Origin of the sequence: Streptomyces sp. NPDC057302, assembly GCF_042667685.1 — a bacterium.
Lineage (GTDB): Bacteria > Actinomycetota > Actinomycetes > Streptomycetales > Streptomycetaceae > Streptomyces.
In genome coordinates this window covers 1-18,114 of record NZ_JBHUZJ010000021.1, presented here as the reverse complement: position 1 = coordinate 18,114, position 18,114 = coordinate 1, and the positions used below count along the sequence as shown (strand labels likewise).

17 protein-coding genes and 1 pseudogene are annotated in these 18,114 nt (G+C 71.7%); 10 read left to right on the top strand and 8 right to left on the bottom strand.

What is annotated here, in order from left to right:
* Window position 1 precedes the first annotated feature (1 nt).
* Window positions 2-1,072 carry a glycosyl hydrolase family 18 protein gene (locus ACFUPX_RS17430; RefSeq protein WP_383322449.1) on the bottom strand — a complete coding sequence of 357 codons (1,071 nt, stop codon included), beginning with the start codon at window positions 1,070-1,072 and terminating at the stop codon, window positions 2-4.
* A 71-nt stretch (window positions 1,073-1,143) separates the two neighbouring features.
* Between ACFUPX_RS17430 and ACFUPX_RS17425 the strand changes: the two genes are divergently transcribed.
* Entirely contained in the window at window positions 1,144-1,602 is a 459-nt protein-coding gene (locus ACFUPX_RS17425) for a type II toxin-antitoxin system PemK/MazF family toxin (protein ID WP_383322446.1), read from the top strand.
* Here the strand turns inward: ACFUPX_RS17425 and ACFUPX_RS17420 are convergent.
* A complete protein-coding gene (locus ACFUPX_RS17420; RefSeq protein ID WP_383322443.1) occupies window positions 1,587-2,474 on the bottom strand; it encodes a TIGR02452 family protein in 888 nt (295 codons plus the stop codon). The genes ACFUPX_RS17425 and ACFUPX_RS17420 overlap by 16 nt on opposite strands.
* Window positions 2,475-2,733: 259 nt before the next feature.
* Between ACFUPX_RS17420 and egtA the strand changes: the two genes are divergently transcribed.
* The 4 genes from egtA to egtD are packed head-to-tail and all read left to right on the top strand — an operon-like array spanning window position 2,734 to window position 7,125.
* On the top strand, window positions 2,734-4,086 hold the full coding sequence (gene egtA, locus ACFUPX_RS17415; RefSeq protein WP_383322440.1) for an ergothioneine biosynthesis glutamate--cysteine ligase EgtA: 1,353 nt from the start codon (window positions 2,734-2,736) through the stop codon (window positions 4,084-4,086).
* On the top strand, window positions 4,083-5,411 hold the full coding sequence (gene egtB / locus ACFUPX_RS17410; protein WP_383322437.1) for an ergothioneine biosynthesis protein EgtB: 1,329 nt from the start codon (window positions 4,083-4,085) through the stop codon (window positions 5,409-5,411). Before egtA ends, egtB begins: the two co-directional genes overlap by 4 nt.
* Complete coding sequence (gene egtC / locus ACFUPX_RS17405; protein WP_383322435.1) at window positions 5,411-6,166, top strand: ergothioneine biosynthesis protein EgtC; 756 nt, start codon at window positions 5,411-5,413, stop codon at window positions 6,164-6,166. Before egtB ends, egtC begins: the two co-directional genes overlap by 1 nt.
* A complete protein-coding gene (gene egtD, locus ACFUPX_RS17400) occupies window positions 6,163-7,125 on the top strand; it encodes an L-histidine N(alpha)-methyltransferase (protein WP_383322432.1) in 963 nt (320 codons plus the stop codon). Before egtC ends, egtD begins: the two co-directional genes overlap by 4 nt.
* Window positions 7,126-7,150: 25 nt before the next feature.
* Here egtD and ACFUPX_RS17395 read toward each other — a convergent pair whose 3' ends face one another.
* Complete coding sequence (locus tag ACFUPX_RS17395; protein WP_383322640.1) at window positions 7,151-8,404, bottom strand: extracellular solute-binding protein; 1,254 nt, start codon at window positions 8,402-8,404, stop codon at window positions 7,151-7,153.
* A gap of 282 nt (window positions 8,405-8,686) precedes the next feature.
* Here ACFUPX_RS17395 and ACFUPX_RS17390 point away from each other — a divergent pair, with 282 nt between their 5' ends.
* Window positions 8,687-8,908: a dodecin gene (locus ACFUPX_RS17390; RefSeq protein ID WP_190078819.1), complete on the top strand. Its 222-nt coding sequence runs from the start codon at window positions 8,687-8,689 to the stop codon at window positions 8,906-8,908.
* A 40-nt stretch (window positions 8,909-8,948) separates the two neighbouring features.
* Here ACFUPX_RS17390 and ACFUPX_RS17385 read toward each other — a convergent pair whose 3' ends face one another.
* Genes ACFUPX_RS17385 through ACFUPX_RS17370 form a run of 4 tightly spaced genes read right to left on the bottom strand, consistent with a single transcriptional unit; the run spans window position 8,949 to window position 12,598 of the window.
* The gene (locus ACFUPX_RS17385; protein WP_383322429.1) at window positions 8,949-9,437 is read right to left on the bottom strand and encodes a hypothetical protein; all 489 of its coding nucleotides are present in this window, start codon (window positions 9,435-9,437) and stop codon (window positions 8,949-8,951) included.
* A 49-nt stretch (window positions 9,438-9,486) separates the two neighbouring features.
* The gene (locus ACFUPX_RS17380; RefSeq protein ID WP_383322426.1) at window positions 9,487-10,962 is read right to left on the bottom strand and encodes a helix-turn-helix domain-containing protein; all 1,476 of its coding nucleotides are present in this window, start codon (window positions 10,960-10,962) and stop codon (window positions 9,487-9,489) included.
* Window positions 10,959-11,756 (bottom strand): SAM-dependent methyltransferase, encoded by a 798-nt coding sequence (locus ACFUPX_RS17375; RefSeq protein ID WP_383322423.1) that lies wholly within the window; start codon window positions 11,754-11,756, stop codon window positions 10,959-10,961. The genes ACFUPX_RS17380 and ACFUPX_RS17375 overlap by 4 nt, the downstream gene beginning before the upstream one ends.
* The gene (locus ACFUPX_RS17370) at window positions 11,753-12,598 is read right to left on the bottom strand and encodes a helix-turn-helix domain-containing protein (RefSeq protein ID WP_383322420.1); all 846 of its coding nucleotides are present in this window, start codon (window positions 12,596-12,598) and stop codon (window positions 11,753-11,755) included. The genes ACFUPX_RS17375 and ACFUPX_RS17370 overlap by 4 nt, the downstream gene beginning before the upstream one ends.
* Window positions 12,599-12,992: 394 nt before the next feature.
* Between ACFUPX_RS17370 and ACFUPX_RS17365 the strand changes: the two genes are divergently transcribed.
* The 4 genes from ACFUPX_RS17365 (at window position 12,993) to ACFUPX_RS17350 (ending at window position 17,796) form a co-directional block, all read left to right on the top strand.
* Window positions 12,993-13,202, top strand: coding sequence for a winged helix-turn-helix transcriptional regulator (locus tag ACFUPX_RS17365; RefSeq protein ID WP_383322418.1), 210 nt, complete (start codon window positions 12,993-12,995; stop codon window positions 13,200-13,202).
* A 143-nt stretch (window positions 13,203-13,345) separates the two neighbouring features.
* A complete protein-coding gene (locus ACFUPX_RS17360) occupies window positions 13,346-14,347 on the top strand; it encodes an LLM class flavin-dependent oxidoreductase (protein ID WP_383322415.1) in 1,002 nt (333 codons plus the stop codon).
* A 59-nt stretch (window positions 14,348-14,406) separates the two neighbouring features.
* Complete coding sequence (locus ACFUPX_RS17355) at window positions 14,407-16,752, top strand: ATP-binding cassette domain-containing protein (RefSeq protein ID WP_383322412.1); 2,346 nt, start codon at window positions 14,407-14,409, stop codon at window positions 16,750-16,752.
* Window positions 16,753-16,923: 171 nt separating this feature from the next.
* Entirely contained in the window at window positions 16,924-17,796 is an 873-nt protein-coding gene (locus ACFUPX_RS17350) for a family 16 glycosylhydrolase (RefSeq protein ID WP_383322409.1), read from the top strand.
* Between the two features lie 10 nt (window positions 17,797-17,806).
* Here the strand turns inward: ACFUPX_RS17350 and ACFUPX_RS17345 are convergent.
* A pseudogene (locus ACFUPX_RS17345) lies at window positions 17,807-18,114 on the bottom strand (sugar kinase); the annotation flags it as partial.

Below are 18,114 nucleotides of genomic sequence, written 5' to 3'. Positions count from 1 at the left end.
CCTATGAGCTCTTGGCGAGGGTCGCCCACAGCGCCGGGTCCTCGAAGCCGATGGCCCACAGGACGGTGTGGCGTACGCCGTACTTGCGCAGCACCGGCAGGTGCGCGGCGGTGCCGCGCGCGTCCTGGTACCAGACCGTGCGGTTCTTGCCGCCTTCCTTGTACGTGAAGTGCGGCGTGCCCGACTTCGGGTCGATGCGGTAGGGCGCGCCGACCCGGCGGCGCAGGGCCTCCGCTTCCTTCCAGGTGACGTGCTTGGCCCGGCCGCGGCTGCCGACCTCCCAGTCCCAGCCGTAGCCGGGCAGGCCCATCTCCAGTTTCGCCGCGGGGACTTCGGCGGTGGCGTTGCGCAGGATCTCCTCGTACCAGGCGGGCGACGACAGGGGGCCCGGAGGCCCCTGGGACCAGTGCTGGTCGTAGGCCATGATGCGCAACCGGTCGGCGGCGGCGCCCAGTCGGCGGTAGTCCCAGACGCGTCCGCTGATCCGTGTCTTCGGCGAGACGGTGATGACGCACTGCTTGCGCAGCGCGTGCAGCCGCGCGCACAGGTCGGCGACCATCGTCGCGTACCCCGCCCCCACCTTCTTGTAGGCCAAGTCGCCGGTGGGCGCGATGGACTCGTAGTCCAGGTCGATGCCGTCGTACGCACGGCTCCTGACGACCCGCAGGAGTTCCTCGACGTGCTCCGCGCGGCGGGCCTTGTCGGTGACGACGGCCGCGAGCGCGCCGGGCCGCATCCGCTCCATGACGGTCGGCACGACCTTGATGCCCGCCTTGTGGAGTCCGTCGATGACGCGGCGCGAGCCCGCTCCGGTGTGGTTCGCCACGCGTCCCGCCGTCTTGGCCTCGTACCAGAAGGGGCTGACGGTGTGCAGTTGGTCGGCGTGGCGCAGGGCGTCCTTGTACGCGGCTTCCTGGTCCCAGTAGGGAAGCCACCCGGAGACGGTGCGCGGTGGCGGCGCGAACCGCTCGGCGGGCTCGGTGGGCTGAGGGAGCGTCGGGGCAAGTGCCGTGCCGCAGAGGGCGAGGACCGCGGTGATCCGGGCTCGGCTGAGGTGTCGTCGTGGCGCCATGGACCGAGCCTGCGGTCCATCGGGCGGACCCGCTCTGCGGGTTGGGCCAGACAGGTTCTACGGTGTCCCGCGTGACTGCCAACACCGATGACCAGCAGATGTCCGCGCACCCGGGCCGCACCGGCCGCACCGCGACCACCGAGGCCGAGCCGCGCGAGGTCGGCCAGGTCCAGACGACGTACGCCCCCGCCCACGACGGCGATCCCGACCCCGGCGAGATCGTCTGGACCTGGGTTCCCTACGAGGAGAACGACGGGCGCGGCAAGGACCGTCCCGTCCTGGTCGTCGCCCGCGAGGCGCGCGGCACGCTGCTGGCCGTCCAGCTCTCCAGCAAGCAGCACGCGGACGAGCGGGACTGGGTGCCGATCGGCAGTGGCCCTTGGGACCGCGAGGGCCGCGACTCGTGGGTCGCCGTCGACCGGGTGCTCCGGGTGCACGACGAGGGCATGCGCCGCGAGGCGTGCGCGCTGGACCGGATGCGGTTCAACCTGGTCGTGCGGCGCCTCCAGGAGCGCTACGGCTGGCGCTGAGCGCGGTTCTCCGCGCCCCTGACGGGGCTCTCGAACCCCGCGCCGAACGCCTCCTCGAAGGCGGTCCGCGTCACCGCGCCGCGCGTGCGGTCGAGCACCCCGAAGACGACGTGCTCGAAGTACCCGTGGAACCGGCCGCCTTCACCGAGCGGCGCCCGGAACGCCTCCGCCACGTCGGCGGGGTCGTTCTGGAAGACCCCGCAGCCCCACGCGCCCAGCACGAGGCGGCGGTATCCGCAGACCACGGCGGTCTCCAGGACCCGCTGCGCGCGAGCGGCCAGCGCGGACGGCAGCTCCTTGGCGCGCTCGGGACTCCGGCGCAGCACCACGCCCGCGTTCGGCGCCGCCGCGGTGAGGAAGCCGACCCTGTACGCCTCGTCCTCGCCGAGGAGCCGTCCCCGGTCGTCGCGGAAGACCGGCACGGCCGGGGAGTGGATCACGCGGTCGCTGTAGAAGGGGTCGCGGTGGTCGCGGTGGTACTCGTAGAACTCCCGGGCCGAGCGCACGCACGTGTACAGCGCCGAGGCCCTGCACAGGGCCTCCTCCTGCGCCTGCGCGCCGTTCAGATAGCCGCCGCCGGGATTGCGCGCGGAGGAGAAGTTCAGGGCCGCCACCGGGCCGCCCTCCGCGCCCACCAGGCGGCGCGCGGCCTCCAAGCTGCTCTCGCCGGTGACCTCGACTACCGTGGACATCAGCTCGGGCGGCGCCACAGGAGCCATGGACAGGGCCGCCGGACCGAACATCCGCGTGCCGGAGCGCGCGGCGTCCACCGCATCCGCGATCACCACGTCGCGGCCATCCGCAGCCGCGTATCGGCCTGCCGCCACGATCTCCTCGGTCTGTCGCGCGATGCCACGCAGTCGCGCACTCATGCCCGCTCCCCCGCCCCGACCTCCGCGGTTCTGTCCCCCGTCTCGCACATGAACGCATCGTGAGCTCTCGCCGACGCCCGCCGCAACAGAATTCTCTGGCGTCGGACTGGCCTCAGGGGCACTCTTGTGCGAACGGCCGACAGGGTCTTGGGTGGTACGAGCGCTGCGACCAGGTCGGCTCGGATCACCCGTCCCGAGTCGGCCGGGTGGTCCACAACAACCGCTGGACCAGGCAGAACTTGAACAGGAGGACCCCTGCATGCCCGAGGGCGACTGTACGACCTACCGCGCGAAGTACGGCACCGCGGTATCCGAGTCCGAGGCGGAGGCGCTGGTCACCGGCATCTGCTTCAAGACCGGACCGCCGAGCATCACCGGTGTCGAACTGGAATGGCTGATCCACGAGCCGAACCGGCTCCATCTGCCCGTGTCCCCCGCCCGCCTCGAAGCGGCCTACGCCGCACTGCGGGCCCTGCCCCTGCACTCCCTGATCACCGTCGAACCAGGCGGCCAGCTGGAGCTCAGCTCGCTCCCCGCCGCCTCGCTCATGGAGTGCGTATCCGCCGTATCGGCCGATCTCTCCCTGGTACGCGACCGCCTTGCCACCCTTGATCTGACGCTCACCGGGCTCGGTGCCGATCCCTGGCGCCCGCCGTCCCGCATCCTGCACCGGCCGCGGTACGACGCGATGGAGTCCTACCTCGACCGCACGGGTCCGGCGGGCCGCCGCATGATGTGCTCCACGGCCTCCGTGCAGATCTGCCTGGACGCCGGACACGAGGAGCCGGGCCCGCTCGGCTACGGAAGGCGCTGGCGGCTCGCGCATCTGCTGGGTCCGGTCCTGGTCGCGGCGTTCGCCAACTCGCCCGTCCAGGACGGGCGTTCCACCGGCTGGCGCTCCACGCGGCAGGCCGTGTGGGCGTCGATCGATCCGGGCACGTCCGGCGCGCCGTCGATGGACGCGGAGCCGCGTGCGGCCTGGACACGGCACGCCCTGGACGCTCCGGTGATGTTCATCAGAGGGTCCGATGACGAACCCGGCGGACCCAACGGGCCCGCCGCCCCCTGGACCGTGCCGGAGGGGCTCACCTTCCGCACCTGGACCCGTTCGGGCGGGCCGCGTCCGCCGACGCGCGACGACCTCGACTATCACCTGACCACGCTCTTTCCGCCCGTACGCCCGCGAGGCCATCTGGAGCTGCGGATGGTCGACGCACAGCCGGGCGCGGACGGCTGGATCGTGCCGCTCGCCGTGACCAGCGCGCTCTTCGACGACCCGCAGGCCGCCGAGACCGCCTACCGCACGCTGAAGCCGCTGGCCGAGCGCGCCTGCCCGCCCGGTGCGCCCGCGGCGCCGCGCAGCCCGCTGTGGCTGGACGCGGCCCGGCACGGTCTCGCCGATCCGGAGCTCCGCGAGGCCGCGGCCGCCTGTTTCGCCGCGGCGGCCGACGCGCTGCCCCGGATGGGCGCGAGCGCCCAGGTGCAGGCAGTGGTCGCCGCGTACGCCGAGCGGTATGTCGCGCGGGGCCGCTGCCCGGCCGACGACCTGCTCGACGGGCACACGGACGGCCACCACTACGACCACGAGCACGAGAAGGGCATCCTCCGATGACCGGAACCGTCAGCGATCCCGATGCGCTTCGCCGGCGCGCCCTGGCGGCGCTCCTGGCCGCCAGGGACCGCACCTCGCTCCTCACCACGTGCGTCGAGGAACCGGAACTGACCGCACAGCACTCGCCGTTGATGTCGCCGCTGGTCTGGGACCTGGCGCACATCGGCAACCAGGAAGAGATGTGGCTGCTGCGTGCGGTGGCGGGCCGTGATGCCATGCGGCCCGAGATCGACGGCCTGTACGACGCCTTCGAGCACCCCCGCTCCGAGCGGCCCAGCCTGCCGCTGCTCGCGCCCGCCGAGGCCCGCCGGTACGCGGCCGAAGTGCGGGGGCGCGCACTGGACGTACTGGAAAGCACGCCCTTTCGCGGCTCGCCGCTGACCGACGCGGGCTTCGCGTTCGGCATGATCGCTCAGCACGAACAGCAGCACGACGAGACGATGCTGATCACCCATCAGCTGCGTTCGGGTCCCACCGCGCTCACCGCGCCGGACCCCGCGCCCGCGCCGCCCTTCAACGGGCCGTCCGAAGTCCTCGTGCCGGGCGGCCCGTTCACCATGGGCACGTCCACCGAGCCGTGGGCCCTCGACAACGAACGGCCCGCGCACCACCGGCTGGTCCCGCCGTTCCACATCGACACGACGCCGGTGACCAACGCCGACTACCAGCGTTTCATCGCCGACGGCGGATACACGGAGCAGCGGTGGTGGACCCCGTCGGGCTGGGACATGGTGCGGGGCAACAGCCTCTCGGCGCCGCTGTTCTGGCGCCAGGAGGGCGGCCGGTGGCTGCGTCGGCACTTCGGGACCGTCGAGGCGGTGCCGCCGGACGAGCCGGTGCTGCACGTCAGTTGGTACGAGGCGGACGCGTACGCCCGCTGGGCGGGCCGGCGGCTGCCCAGCGAGGAGGAGTGGGAGAAGGCCGCACGGCACGACCCCGCGAGCGACCGCTCGACGCGCTACCCGTGGGGCGACGCGGACCCCACGCCGGAGCACGCGAACCTCGGCCAGCGCCATCTGCGCCCGGCTCCCGCGGGCAGCTACCCGGCCGGTGAATCCCCGCTCGGCGTACGCCAGTTGATCGGCGATGTGTGGGAGTGGACGTCCAGCGACTTCCTGCCCTATCCGGGGTTCGCCGCGTTCCCCTACCGCGAGTACTCGGACGTCTTCTTCGGCGGCGACTACAAGGTGCTGCGCGGCGGGGCGTTCTCCGTGGACGAGGTGGCGTGCCGGGGCACGTTCCGCAACTGGGACCATCCGGTGCGGCGGCAGATCTTCTCCGGGTTTCGCACCGCACGCGACGCGGACCCGACGGAGACCGTCTGATGTGCCGTCATCTGGCCTTCCTGGGACCGCAGGAGCCGCTCGGAAAGCTCATCGTGGACCCCTTGCACAGCCTGTTCCGTCAGTCCTGGGCGCCGCGGCAGCAGCGCTACGGCACGGTCAACGCCGATGGCTTCGGAGTGGGCTGGTACGCCGAAGGGGACCCGGTGCCCGCTCGCTACCGCCGCTCCGGGCCGATCTGGGGCGACCAGTCCTTCGCGGACCTCTCCCGGGTCGTGCGGTCCGGGGCGCTGCTCGCCGCGGTGCGTGACGCGACCGAGGCGGGCGCGGACGGGGAAGCCGCGGCGGCGCCGTTCGCCGCGGGGACCTGGCTGTTCAGCCACAACGGCGCGGTCAGCGGATGGCCGCGCTCACTGGCCCCGGTGGCCCAGCGCCTGCCGTCCGCGGAGCTCCTCTCCATGGAGGCGCGCTGCGACTCGGCCCTGGTGTGGGCGCTCGTCCTGCACCGGCTGCGCAGCGGCGACGACGAGGGCCAGGCCCTCGCGGACACCGTCGTCGAGGTCGCGGAGGCGGCGCCCGGATCACGTCTCAACCTCCTGCTCACCAACGGCGAGACGATCGCCGCGACCGCCTGGGGCGACACCCTCTGGTACCTCGCCGAACCGGGCCGCCGCACCGTCGTGGCCTCCGAGCCCTACGACGACGATCCGCACTGGCGGCAGGTGCCCGACCGCACCCTGCTCGCCGCAAGCCGTACCGATGTCCTGCTGACCCCGCTCAAGGAGCCCACCGCGTGAGCCCGTTCCAGCTGACCCGCACCCTGCCCGCGGACACCACCGACGCCGCCCTGCGCGCCGACGTCCTGCACGGCCTCACCCACAGCCCCAAGACGTTGCCGCCCAAATGGTTCTACGACGCGCGGGGCAGCGCGCTCTTCGACGAGATCACCACGCTCCCCGAGTACTACCCCACGCGCGCCGAGCGGGAGATCCTGCAGACCCGCGCCGCCGAGATCGCCGGGGCGACCGGTGCACGCACGCTGATCGAGCTCGGTTCGGGCTCGTCGGAGAAGACCCGGCACCTGATCGACGCGCTCCCGGGCCTGCACACGTACGTCCCCGTGGACGTGAGCGAGAGCGCGCTCATCGGCGCCGCGAACACCCTGATCGCCTCGCGCCCCTCCCTGAACGTGCACGCCCTGATCGCCGACTTCACCCGCGGCCTCGCCCTTCCCGGCACGCCGGGCCCGCGTCTCGTCGCCTTCCTGGGCGGCACGATCGGCAATCTGCTGCCCTCGGAGCGCTCGGCGTTCCTCGCGTCGGCGCGCACCCTGCTCTCGCCCGGTGACGCGCTGCTGCTCGGCACCGACCTGGTGAAGGAGGAGTCGGTGCTCGTCTCCGCGTACGACGACGGGTCGGGCGTCACGGCCTCCTTCAACAAGAACGTCCTGCACGTGATCAACCGCGAACTGGGCGCGGACTTCGACCCCGACGCGTTCTCGCACGTGGCCGTCTGGGACCGCGAGCACGAGTGGATCGAGATGCGCCTGCGCTCGCTGACCGCCCAGACGGTGAAGATCCCGGCGCTCGACCTGGCGGTGGACTTCGACCGCCACGAGGAGATGCGCACCGAGATCTCGGCGAAGTTCCGGGAGGACGGCGTGCGGGCCGAACTGGCGGCGGCGGACCTGGAGCTGACCCACTGGTGGACGGACGAGAGGGCGCGCTTCGCGCTGTCGCTGAGCGTGGCGCGCTAGGGACCGTGACGCGGGTTCGTGAGAGTCACGGCCCGCTCACGTCCAGTTCCCGGGTGATCCGGCGCGAGGCCGCCTTGGCTTCCGTCGCCGGGTCGCCCCCGCCGAGCACCTTCGACATGTACGCCTTGATGGGGTTGTCCGCCTCCACGGCGGCCCACTTCGGCGAGGCCGGTGTCGCCCGGCCCTGCGCGGCGCCCGCGGCCATCGCGGCGACTCCCTCCTCGTCGGAGACGGCCGCGGCGAGAGTCGTCTTGTTCGGTACGTAGTTCATGGTCCGGGCCAGGTCCTTCTGCCACTTCTTGCCCGCGAGAGCCTCGATCACGGCGACGGCGCTCTTGCGGTCGTCCGTCTTCCCGCGCACGACGAGGTCGGATCCGCCGGTGAAGACGGCGCCCGGCTTCGCCGCCGTCTTGCCCGGGATCGGGAAGTAGCCGAGTTTCCCCTTCAGTTCGGGGTTCGCCTTCTCGATGGCCCGCGCCGTCCCGGGCACGGCGACGATCTGCGCCACCTCGCCCTCGGCGAACACCCCGGCCTGCGGCGGGTGTTCCTCGTCCGCGTCGCGGGGGCCCTCGCCCAGCGCCTGCAGTTTCCGGTAGAACTCCATGCCGCGCAGGGCCGCGGGCGCGTGCAGGCTGCCCTGCCACACGCCTCGTGACCCCTTGGCCTCCGTGGCCAGTTCGCCACCCTCGTCCCAGATGAATCCGGCCAGGGTGTACCAGTCCTGGCCCGCCAGGTAGATCCCCTGGTCGCCGCCGGAGTTGAGCCGCTGGGTGTCGGCGATCCACTGCGCGCGCGTCTTCGGCGGCTGCTCGATCCCGGCCCGTGCGAAGAGGTCCTTGTTGTAGATGACGACGCGGTTGGCCGCGTACCAAGGGATGCCGTACTGGCTGCCGTTGTACCGGCCTGGCTCGGCGAGGCCCGGCAGCCAGTCCTTCATGCCGAGGTCGCGCGCGGACTCCAGGGTGAGGTCGTAGAGCCCGCCCTCGTCGACGTACTGGGCGACCTGGGTATTGCCGACCTCGATGACGTCGGGCCCGTCCTCGGCCTTGAGCGCCGCTTTGACCTTGCCGCCGATGCCGGTCCACTCCTGGAGGCGTATCTCCAGGTCGATGTCGCCGTTGCGCTTCTCGAAGTCGTCCGTGAACCGCTTGATGAACTCCTCCGACGCGCTGCCCCGCATGAGCCACACGGTGACGGTCCGCTTCTCCTGCCCGTCGCCCGGCAGGACGCCGCATCCGGCGAGCAGCGTGGACGTGGCGAGGACGAGGGACACGGACATGGCGGCGCGGCGGTGCGGTTTCACGTGGGTCACTTTCTGCCTGCGGACAGGGAAGGTCGGCCCGACGTGGGGGGAGAGCTGGTGGCTCGAACGGGTACGGCTGGATTTTGGTCTGTACCAATGGGCCGGTCAAGGGGGAACGGCGCCGGCATCCCAGATTCCGGGGCCGTCGGCGGGGTGAACTCGTGCCCACCGCCTCGCGCACCGCCGCGTGGTGGGGCACGGTGGAGTGGCCTCACCCCACGGCTGTGAGGTCACCACACGGCGGAGAGGAACACCCTGATGTCCGACCACACCTATCGGGTCACCGAGATCGTCGGCACCTCGCACGAGGGCGTCGATCAGGCGATTCGCAACGGCGTCGCCCGCGCCTCGCAGACGCTGCGCTCGCTCGACTGGTTCGAGGTCACCCAGGTGCGCGGCCACATCGAGAACGGCGAGATCGAGCACTACCAGGTGGGCCTGAAGGTCGGCTTCCGCCTGGAGGACGGCGACAGCGCCTGACGGTGGGGCGCCGACGGCGCCCCACCCCACCGCAGGACGGTCACGTCCGCCCCTGACGCTCCTGGGCGTCCTTCAGCGCGGCGGACGTGCTCGCCCAGCGTGCCCGTACGACCTTGAAGCCCGCGCGCTCGGCCTCGTCGCACACCAGCTCGTCGTCGTCCACCAGCATCCGGACCTCGCGGGACCTGGCGATCTGCTGGAGGATCTCCAGCTTGGTGCGGCGGGCCGGGCGCCGGTCGTCGCCCCGGCGCATCCAGATCCGCCCCTCGGGAAGCCCCTGCGCCGCGAGCCACGCCACGGTGTCCTTGCGGCACCGCTCGGGCCTGCCCGTGAGGTAGGCGACCTCGCACTCCCGCGCGCTCCGCAGAGCGAGGGATACGCCCTGCTCCAGCGGCGGGTCGTCCGGGGCCGCGGCGAAGAAGGCGTCCCAGTCCCGCGGCGCCCGCTCCAGGAAGCGCTGGCGGTGCGCGGTGTCCGCGAGCGTGCCGTCCAGGTCGAATACGGCCAGTGGCCTGCTGTCGTCCGTCACGCGCCCAGCGTAGGCAATCCCCCTGACGGTCACGCATCGACCTCGGGGCCTACTCCCGCGGCCCTCGATAGGTTCTGCCCCCGCGACGCGGTAGCGCAGTCGGCGAATCGCCGGGAGCCGCGATCGTCTCGGCGGCCAGGTGCAGCTCCGCCCTGACCGTCGCGGAGGACAGGTCCAGGCTCAGGAGGCGGCCGCACTTGTCCAGCCAGGCGGTGAGGGTGGTCCGGTGCAGCCCCAGCTCGGCCGCGGCGGGAGCGGTCCTGCCACGCTGCCCCAGCCAGCACCTCAGTGCGGTGCGCAGCCGTGGGTCCAACGGTGCGAGCAGGGTGGCCGCCCAGCTCTCGGCCCGGTCGGAGCCCAGGAGTTCGGGGGGCAGCGGCGATGCGGGAAGGCGTACGGACGAGGCGGCGGGTTCGGTCGGCGCCGGGGCCCGCAGCGCGAGCAGCAGCTGCGCCTGGACGGTGGGGCCGTCCAGTTCGGCCGCGAGCAGAGCGCCGATGCCGCGCAGCCGTGAGCGGACCGTGCCCTCGGACACGTCCAGGGCCGGCGCCGCGGCCTGGGCCGAGCCCGCCCTGAGCCAGGTCTCCAGGGTCCGGCGCTGCTCACGGTCCAGGGGCTGCAGCACGGCGGCCGACCAGGCGGCGAGGCGGTCCGTGGGCAGGACACGGAGCAACCCGTGCGCCCCGAGACCGGCCGCGGGGACGAGACTGCCGACGGCTGCGCCGTTGCGCGCGGCCCCGGCCTCGTCCCACGCGGTGGGGATCATGTCCAGTGGCGCGGGGTCCGCCGCTCCTCCGGTCAGTTGGTGGCGCTCGGCGATCCGGGCGAGGAGCGGGAGCGCGGGGGCGGGTTCCTCCTGCGCGCCACGCGGGTTCGCGCCATGGAGGGCGGCCACCACCAGTTCCGCCCCGTCCAGGCCCACCAGCATGCGGACGTCGCCGAGGGGTACGCCGGAGCGTGCCGCTCGCCACAGGGCCTGGTGCGCGGTGGGTACGTCGCTGCCGGCGAGGCGGTACACCGTGGCGTGCGTGGCGGTGCTGCCGCCGAGGACATCGGTGGCGAGGCGATGGTGGCCGCGCCGCAGGAGGTGCAGCGCCGCGCTGTGCAGCCGCTGCTCGGCGCCGCGCGTCTCGTCCGCCTGCCGGGCCCGCACCAGCAGCAGGTCGACGGTGATCTGCGCGATCAGGGCCGTGCGGGGAGCGGGCGTCGCCTTGCCGGGGCCGAGGACGAGGACGGCTTCGGCCACCTGCTGGACGGTGAGGTGCGGATGGGCCCGGGGGTGCGCGGCGGCACGCACCGCCGCGGGCCCGGCGGTGTGCGGGTGGCTGTGCACCGCGCCTGCCACGGGGTTCACCAGGGCCGCCCAGCCGTCGGCCAGGACGGCGGCCTCGGTGATCAGCGCGGCACCGGACCGGCCGGCCGCGCGCGTGAGCCGTCGCGCCCATTGGTAGGGCGTGTTCTCGACGGGGGAGGCGGGAGCGGGCCCCGCACGGTCCTGCGCGCGGCCCGCCCGGCTCGTCGTCACGGAATCCGTGCGACGGCGCCCCATCCCGCCCGCTCGGTGGTGCGGTCCGTGTTGGCGTCCGGCCGCCAGTTGGGCCAGGAGACGAAGCCGGGTTCGACCAACTCAAGTCCCTCGAAGAAGGCGATCGTCACCTCCGGCTCGCGGAAGATGTAGGGAATCGCGCCGGAGTTGTTGTACTCCTCCTGCACCTTGCGGTGTTCCTCGTCCGACGCGGTGGAGTGGCTCAGTGCCAGATAGCTCCCCGAGGGAAGCTTCGCCACCAGGCGGCGTACGAGAGACAGGGCGTCGTCCCAGTCGACGATGTGGCCCAGGACGTCGTTGATCACCAGGGCGACGGGCCGGGTCAGGTCCAGGGTCTCGGCCGCGCCCCGCAGGACCGCGTCCGTGTCACGCATGTCCGCCAGCACATAGGCGGTGGCACCCTCGGGGGTGCTGGTGCGCATCGCGTGCACGTGCAGCAGGACGAGCGGGTCGTGGTCCACGTAGACCACCCGGGATTCGGGGGCGATGCGCTGGGCGACCTCGTGGGTGTTGTTGGCCGTCGGCAGTCCGGCGCCCAGGTCGAGGAACTGGCGGATCCCGGCGTCCCGCGCCAGGTGGCTGACGGTGCGCCGCAGGAAGTCCCGTGACTCGCGGGCGAATTGCTCGATCAGCGGATATCTGTCGCGATAGGCGTCCCCGGCCTGCTGATCGGCGGGGAAGTTGTCCTTGCCGCCCAGCCAGTAGTTCCAGACACGCGCGCTGTGGGCGACGGAGGTGTCTATCTCCGGGGGCAGCTTCGTCGGTTCGGTCACACCAGTTCCTCTTTCGACTTGTGGGGGTGGGGCGCGGCGGTGCAGGAGTAGTCGAGGAGCATGAGATAGGCCGTCACGGTCTCGTGCGCGTCCCAGACGTCGGCCGTGCCGGGCAGGCCTCCCTCCCGGACGACGTGGTCGGAGATCTCCGGCACCTCGACCCGGTACACGGTCAGCGGCGGCTTGCCGGTCATGGCGTGCGCGGGCCCGTCCAGCGGGTGGATCTGCAGGGTCACTTCAGGCCGCTCCGCGGCCGATTCGAGCGACTTCCGCTGTCCGGCCATGGTCTGCGCATCCCCTACGCGCGTGTGCAGGGCCGTGGCCGACATCAGTGCCCAGACGCGCGTCTGCTGGGCACCCAACCGCTCTTGACGTTCCATCAGGAAGTCGGTGCGCCGGTCCTTGGCCGCGGGAGACAGATCCGGGCGCAGGACGTCGTCGACGGCGCGGGCATAGGCCGGGGTGCGCAGCAGGGCGGGGACGAGCGAGGGGTGCCAGGTCCGGATGATGCTGGCCGCGGACTCCACGCTCATCAGGTCGAGCTGCCAGGCGTCCATGACGGCACGCCACGGGTGCCACCAGCCGGGGCGGTTGGCGGCCGCCAGCTTCCCGAGGAACTCCCCGGTCTCCCCCGGGCCCGCCCCGTACAGCGACAGGAGGGTGGAGACCTGGCCCGCGTCCAGGGACGTCTGGGCCTGCTCGATGCGGCGGACGGTCGCCGAATGGGCGCCCAGCGCCTCGGCCGCCTGCTGGAAACTCAGCCCCGCCGATTCACGCAACGTTTTCAGCCGGGTGGCCAGAACGAGATGCGCGACGGTCCGGCCGGATCGCTCGCGGGCCACAAACACCTCCCCCCTTCCCGCACTTACCGCAACTTGTGGATCGTGCACACTCTGTACCTTGCAATCGTTGCGCGCAACCCTTTGTATGTCCTTATTCCCTATGCTGAAAGCCCAGGACCGGGCCGAGAGAAGGAATGATCAACTATCCGTGAGAGCACGTAAGTTGAAATCAAAAGCAGCTCGCCCGGTTCACGCGGAACCACCACCGAGCGGCGAGCGGTACTTACAGCGAATCCACGATTTTTTCCACTTATTGAACGGTGAATGGCATTGGGACATCCTGGTGGCCTTGAATGACGGACCGCTGCAGTACACGGAACTTTTGAATACGGTCCGTGCGCAGACCCCCATCAGCAACTGGCCGGGAAATGCACACCATTTCCTCCAGGAGGGCATGCTGAGCCAGACCCTGCAGCGCCTGAGGCAGGGAGAGCTCATCGAACGCGAACGGGCGATGGACTACCCGTACGTCACGACGTACCGCCTCGCCCCGCCGGCCCGGGAGCTCCTGACGGTCATGGTGCCCGCCGCCCAGTGGACCGAGACGCACTCCGCCATCGTGGCCCGCGTCCAGGGGCTGCGGCAGAGGGTGCCCGAGGAGTAGCCGCCTCTGAGCTGCGCCCCCAGGCCTCCCGTCTCCCGCCTCCGCGGCGACCAATATCACTTTGCCCGCTCCCCGCACGTCACGGATCATGGAGAGGACAGCGGAGATCAGAACGCGATCCCCACCCGGCGAAGGGATCTCGTGTGGAAGCGACCCGGTTCTCCGTCCTCGACCGTTCCCGCACCCGCGAGGGGCACGACGGTCCCGAGGCGCTGCGCGACACCGTGCGCCTGGCCAAGGAGCTCGAAGCCCTCGGGTACCACCGCTTCTGGGTCTCGGAGCATCACGCGGTGCCGGGCGTCGCGGGTTCCGCGCCGACCGTCCTCGCCGCCGCGGTCGCCGCCGCGACGCGCACCATCCGGGTCGGCACCGGCGGAGTGATGCTGCCGAACCATCAACCCCTGATCGTCGCCGAGCAGTTCGGGGTCCTGGAAGCGCTCTTCCCCGGGCGCATCGACATGGGGCTCGGCCGCTCGGTGGGCTTCACCGACGGGGTGCGCAGGGCCCTGCGCCGGGACAAGCACGACGCGGATGACTTCGCGGCGCAGCTCACCGAGCTCCTGGGCTGGTTCCGCGGCACGTCGGACACCGGAGCGCACGCCCGCCCGACCGAGGGCCTGACCGTCCCGCCCTTCGTCCTGGCCATCGGCGAGGGCGCCACCATCGCGGCACGGGCCGGGCTCCCGATGGTCATCGGCGACATCCGGAGCCGCGAGAAGATGCTCCGCGGCATCGAGCACTACCGCACGTCCTTCCGGCCATCGGAGTGGTCCAGCGAGCCCTACGTCGTCATATCGGGCACCATCGCCGTCGCCGGGACGCCCGAGGAGGCCCGCCGCCTGCTGATCCCCGAGGCCTGGTCGATGGCCTATTCACGCACTCACGGCACGTTCCCGCCCCTGCCCCCGGCCGAGCGCGTCGAGTCACCGGCGACGACGATGACCGAGAAGGAGCGCGGCTTCTACGAATCCGGGCTCGTCGGCCACATCCACGGCACGGAGGAACAGGTGGCGGGCGAACTGGAGACGCTGATCAAGGAGAGCGGGGCGCAAGAAGTGCTGGTCACGACCAGTACGTACGACCGCGAGGGCCTCCTTGACTCCTTCCGGCGCCTGGCCCGGGTCGCGGGTCTGTCCGGGGCCTAGAATCGTGGGGTTTGCCCCCGAGGCACCCGAGTCACCCGAGCCGCGTACGGAGTCCGCCCATGCACAGCCCCCACGATCCGTTCGTACGTGTCCGGGGTGCCCGCGAGCACAATCTGCGGGACGTCGACGTGGACGTCCCGCGTGACGTCCTCGCGGTCTTCACCGGCGTCTCCGGCTCGGGAAAGTCCTCGCTCGCCTTCGGGACGATCTACGCGGAGGCCCAGCGACGCTACTTCGAGTCCGTCGCCCCGTACGCCAGACGGCTCATCCACCAGGTGGGGGCGCCGAAGGTCGGTGAGATCACCGGTCTGCCCCCGGCGGTCTCGCTCCAGCAGCGACGCTCGGCGCCCACGTCGCGCTCATCGGTGGGCACGGTCACCAGCCTCTCGAACTCGCTGCGCATGCTCTTCTCCCGCGCCGGTACGTATCCCGAGGGCGCCCGGCGGCTCGACTCGGACTCCTTCTCGCCGAACACGGCCGCCGGGGCCTGCCCCGAGTGCCACGGCCTGGGCCGCGTGCACCGCACGAGCGAGGAGCTCCTGGTCCCGGATCCGTCCCTCTCCATCCGGGAGGGTGCGATCGCCGCCTGGCCCGGCGCCTGGCAGGGCAAGAACCTGCGGGACGTGCTCGACGCACTCGGCCACGACGTCGACCGTCCCTGGCGCGAGCTGCCGCCGGCGGACCGGGAATGGATCCTGTTCACCGACGAGCAGCCGGTGGTGACGGTGCACCCGGTGCGGGACGCGGGCCGCATCCAACGCCCGTACCAAGGCACGTACATGAGTGCCCGGCGCTATGTGATGAAGACGTTCTCGGACTCCAAGAGCCAGCCGCTGCGCGCCAAGGCCGAACGGTTCCTGGCGGGCGCCGACTGCCCGGCGTGCGGCGGCAGCAGGCTGCGTCCGGAGGCGATGGCGGTCACGTTCGCGGGCCGCACGATCGCCGACCTCGCCGCGCTTCCCCTGTCGGAACTGGCCAAGTCCCTGGAGGGCGGCTCGGTTTCGGAGGCGGCGCGCGTCCTGTCCGAGGATCTCCTGGCCCGCATCGCCACGATCACCGAGCTGGGCCTGGGCTATCTGAGCCCGGACCGGTCCACGCCCACCCTCTCCACGGGCGAGCTCCAACGGCTGCGCCTGGCGACCCAGTTGCGCTCCGGGCTCTTCGGCGTCGTGTACGTCCTGGACGAGCCGTCGGCCGGTCTGCACCCGGCGGACACGGAGTCCCTGCTCACCGTTCTCGACCGGCTCAAGGCCGCGGGCAACTCGGTCTTCGTCGTGGAGCACCATCTCGACGTCATGCGCCACGCGGACTGGCTGGTCGACGTGGGTCCTGACGCAGGTGAGCACGGCGGCCAGGTCCTGCACAGCGGTCCGGTCGCGGACCTGGAGAAGGTCACTCGGTCCGCGACGGCCCGCTTCCTCTTCGGCCGCGAACCCGCTCCGGCACGCCCGGTGCGCACCCCGCGCGGCTGGCTGAAGGTCGGCCCGGTGAGCCGGCACAACCTGCGCGACGTGAGGGCCGAGTTCCCGCTCGGCGCCTTCACCGCGGTCACCGGTGTCTCCGGTTCGGGCAAGTCCACGCTCATCGGCGAGGTCACCGAGGACCTGGACGGCGTGGGGCGTCTGGTGTGCGTCGACCAGAAGCCGATCGGCCGCACGCCCCGTTCCAATCTGGCCACCTACACGGGCCTCTTCGACGTCGTGCGCAAGGCCTTCGCGGCCACGGACGCGGCGCGCTCACGGGGTTACGGCGTGGGCCGGTTCTCGTTCAACGTCGCGGGCGGGCGGTGCGAGACCTGCCAGGGCGAGGGGTTCGTGAGCGTGGAGCTGCTCTTCCTTCCCAGTACGTACGCACCCTGCCCGGACTGCGGGGGTGCGCGCTACAACCCCGAGACCCTCGAAGTGACGTACCACGGACGGAACATCGCGGAGGTGCTCGACCTGACGGTGGAGGCGGCCGCCGAGTTCTTCGCGGACACCCCGGCCGTCGCCCGCAGCCTGCGGACCCTCCTCGACGTGGGCCTGGGCTATCTGCGCCTGGGCCAGCCCGCCACGGAGCTGTCGGGCGGCGAGGCCCAGCGGATCAAACTGGCCAGCGAGCTGCAGCGCGTCCGGCGCGGTCACACGCTCTACCTCCTGGACGAACCGACGACCGGACTCCACCCGGCGGACGTCGAGGTCCTGATGCGCCAGCTGCACGGCCTGGTCGACGCGGGCCACTCGGTGGTCGTCGTCGAACACGACATGGCGGTGGTGGCGGACGCGGACTGGGTGATCGACCTGGGTCCCGGCGGCGGTGACGAGGGCGGTCGCGTGGTCGCCTCGGGGCCGCCCGCGGTGGTGGCGCGGGCCCAAGGGAGCCGGACGGCGCCGTATCTGGCGCGGGCGGTGGCCGGGGGCCGATGAGGTTGGTACACACCAACTCCTTGACGGCGCCCGCGAGTCTGCCTTAAATCAAGTACTGAACAAAGCGTCGGGGTTGATCGCCCGCCGCGTTCAGTTCCCGATGTCGTGTTGTCATGCGCATGCCTCAGCACTCCCCCCACCCCTCTCGCCACCCCCACGTGAAGCGATGTGATGACAGTGCACTCCTCTTGGCGCCGCCGTGCGGCGTTCTCCTCCGTCGCCCTGGCCTGCTGCGCCTCGGCCCTGGCCGGGCTGCCCTCCGGAGCGTCGGCGGCCCCCTCCCCCGCCGGTTCCACCGCGGCCGCCGCGACCTTCACCGACGACTTCAACGGCGCCGCCGGCTCCGCGGTCGACGGCGGCAAGTGGCAGATCGAGACCGGCGACAACGTCAACAACCACGAGCGGCAGTTCTACACGTCGGGCAACAAGAACGCGGCCCTCGACGGCCAGGGCAACCTGGTCATCACCGCCCGCAAGGAGAACCCCGAGAACTACCAGTGCTGGTACGGGCGTTGCGAGTACACCTCGGCCCGGCTCAACACCTCGGGCAAGTTCACGCAGACGTACGGCCATGTCGAGGCCCGGATGAAGGTGCCGAAGGGGCAGGGCATGTGGCCCGCGTTCTGGATGCTCGGCGCCGACATCGGCAACGTCGGATGGCCCCAGAGCGGCGAGATCGACATCATGGAGAACGTCGGCTTCGAGCCGGGCACCGTCCACGGCACGCTGCACGGCCCCGGCTACTCGGGCTCGGGCGGCATCGGCGCGGGCTACACCCTGCCCGGCGGCGAGGCCTTCTCGGACAAGTTCCACACCTTCGCGGTGGACTGGTCGCCGAACAAGGTCACGTGGTCCGTGGACGGCAACGTCTACCAGACCCGCACCCCCGCCGACCTGGGCGGCAAGCAGTGGGTCTTCGACAAGCCCTTCTTCCTGATCCTCAACCTCGCGGTCGGCGGCTACTGGCCCGGCGACCCGGACGGCAACACGACCTTCCCCCAGCAGCTCGTCGTCGACTACGTCCACGTGACCACCAACAACTAGGTGGCGCGGACTAGTTGAGGCGCGCGAGCAGGTGCGCCGCCTCGCGGGTCGCCGGATACAGGTCCAGGTAGAGCCCGTAGAGCTGGTCGTAGACGGTCGAGGTGGTGGCATCGGGGGCGACCACCTCGACCGTCGGGTTCCAGTGCGCGATGTCGCCCGGCCCGGCGAGCCCGGCACCGACCGCCGCGAGGAACGCGTCGCCGTACGCGGCACCGGTGGTGTGGCGCGGCAGATGCTGCTCGCGCCCGGTCACGTCGGACACGATCCGGGTCCACAGCGCACGGGCGCCACCGCCGACCGCGACCAGGCGTTCGGCGG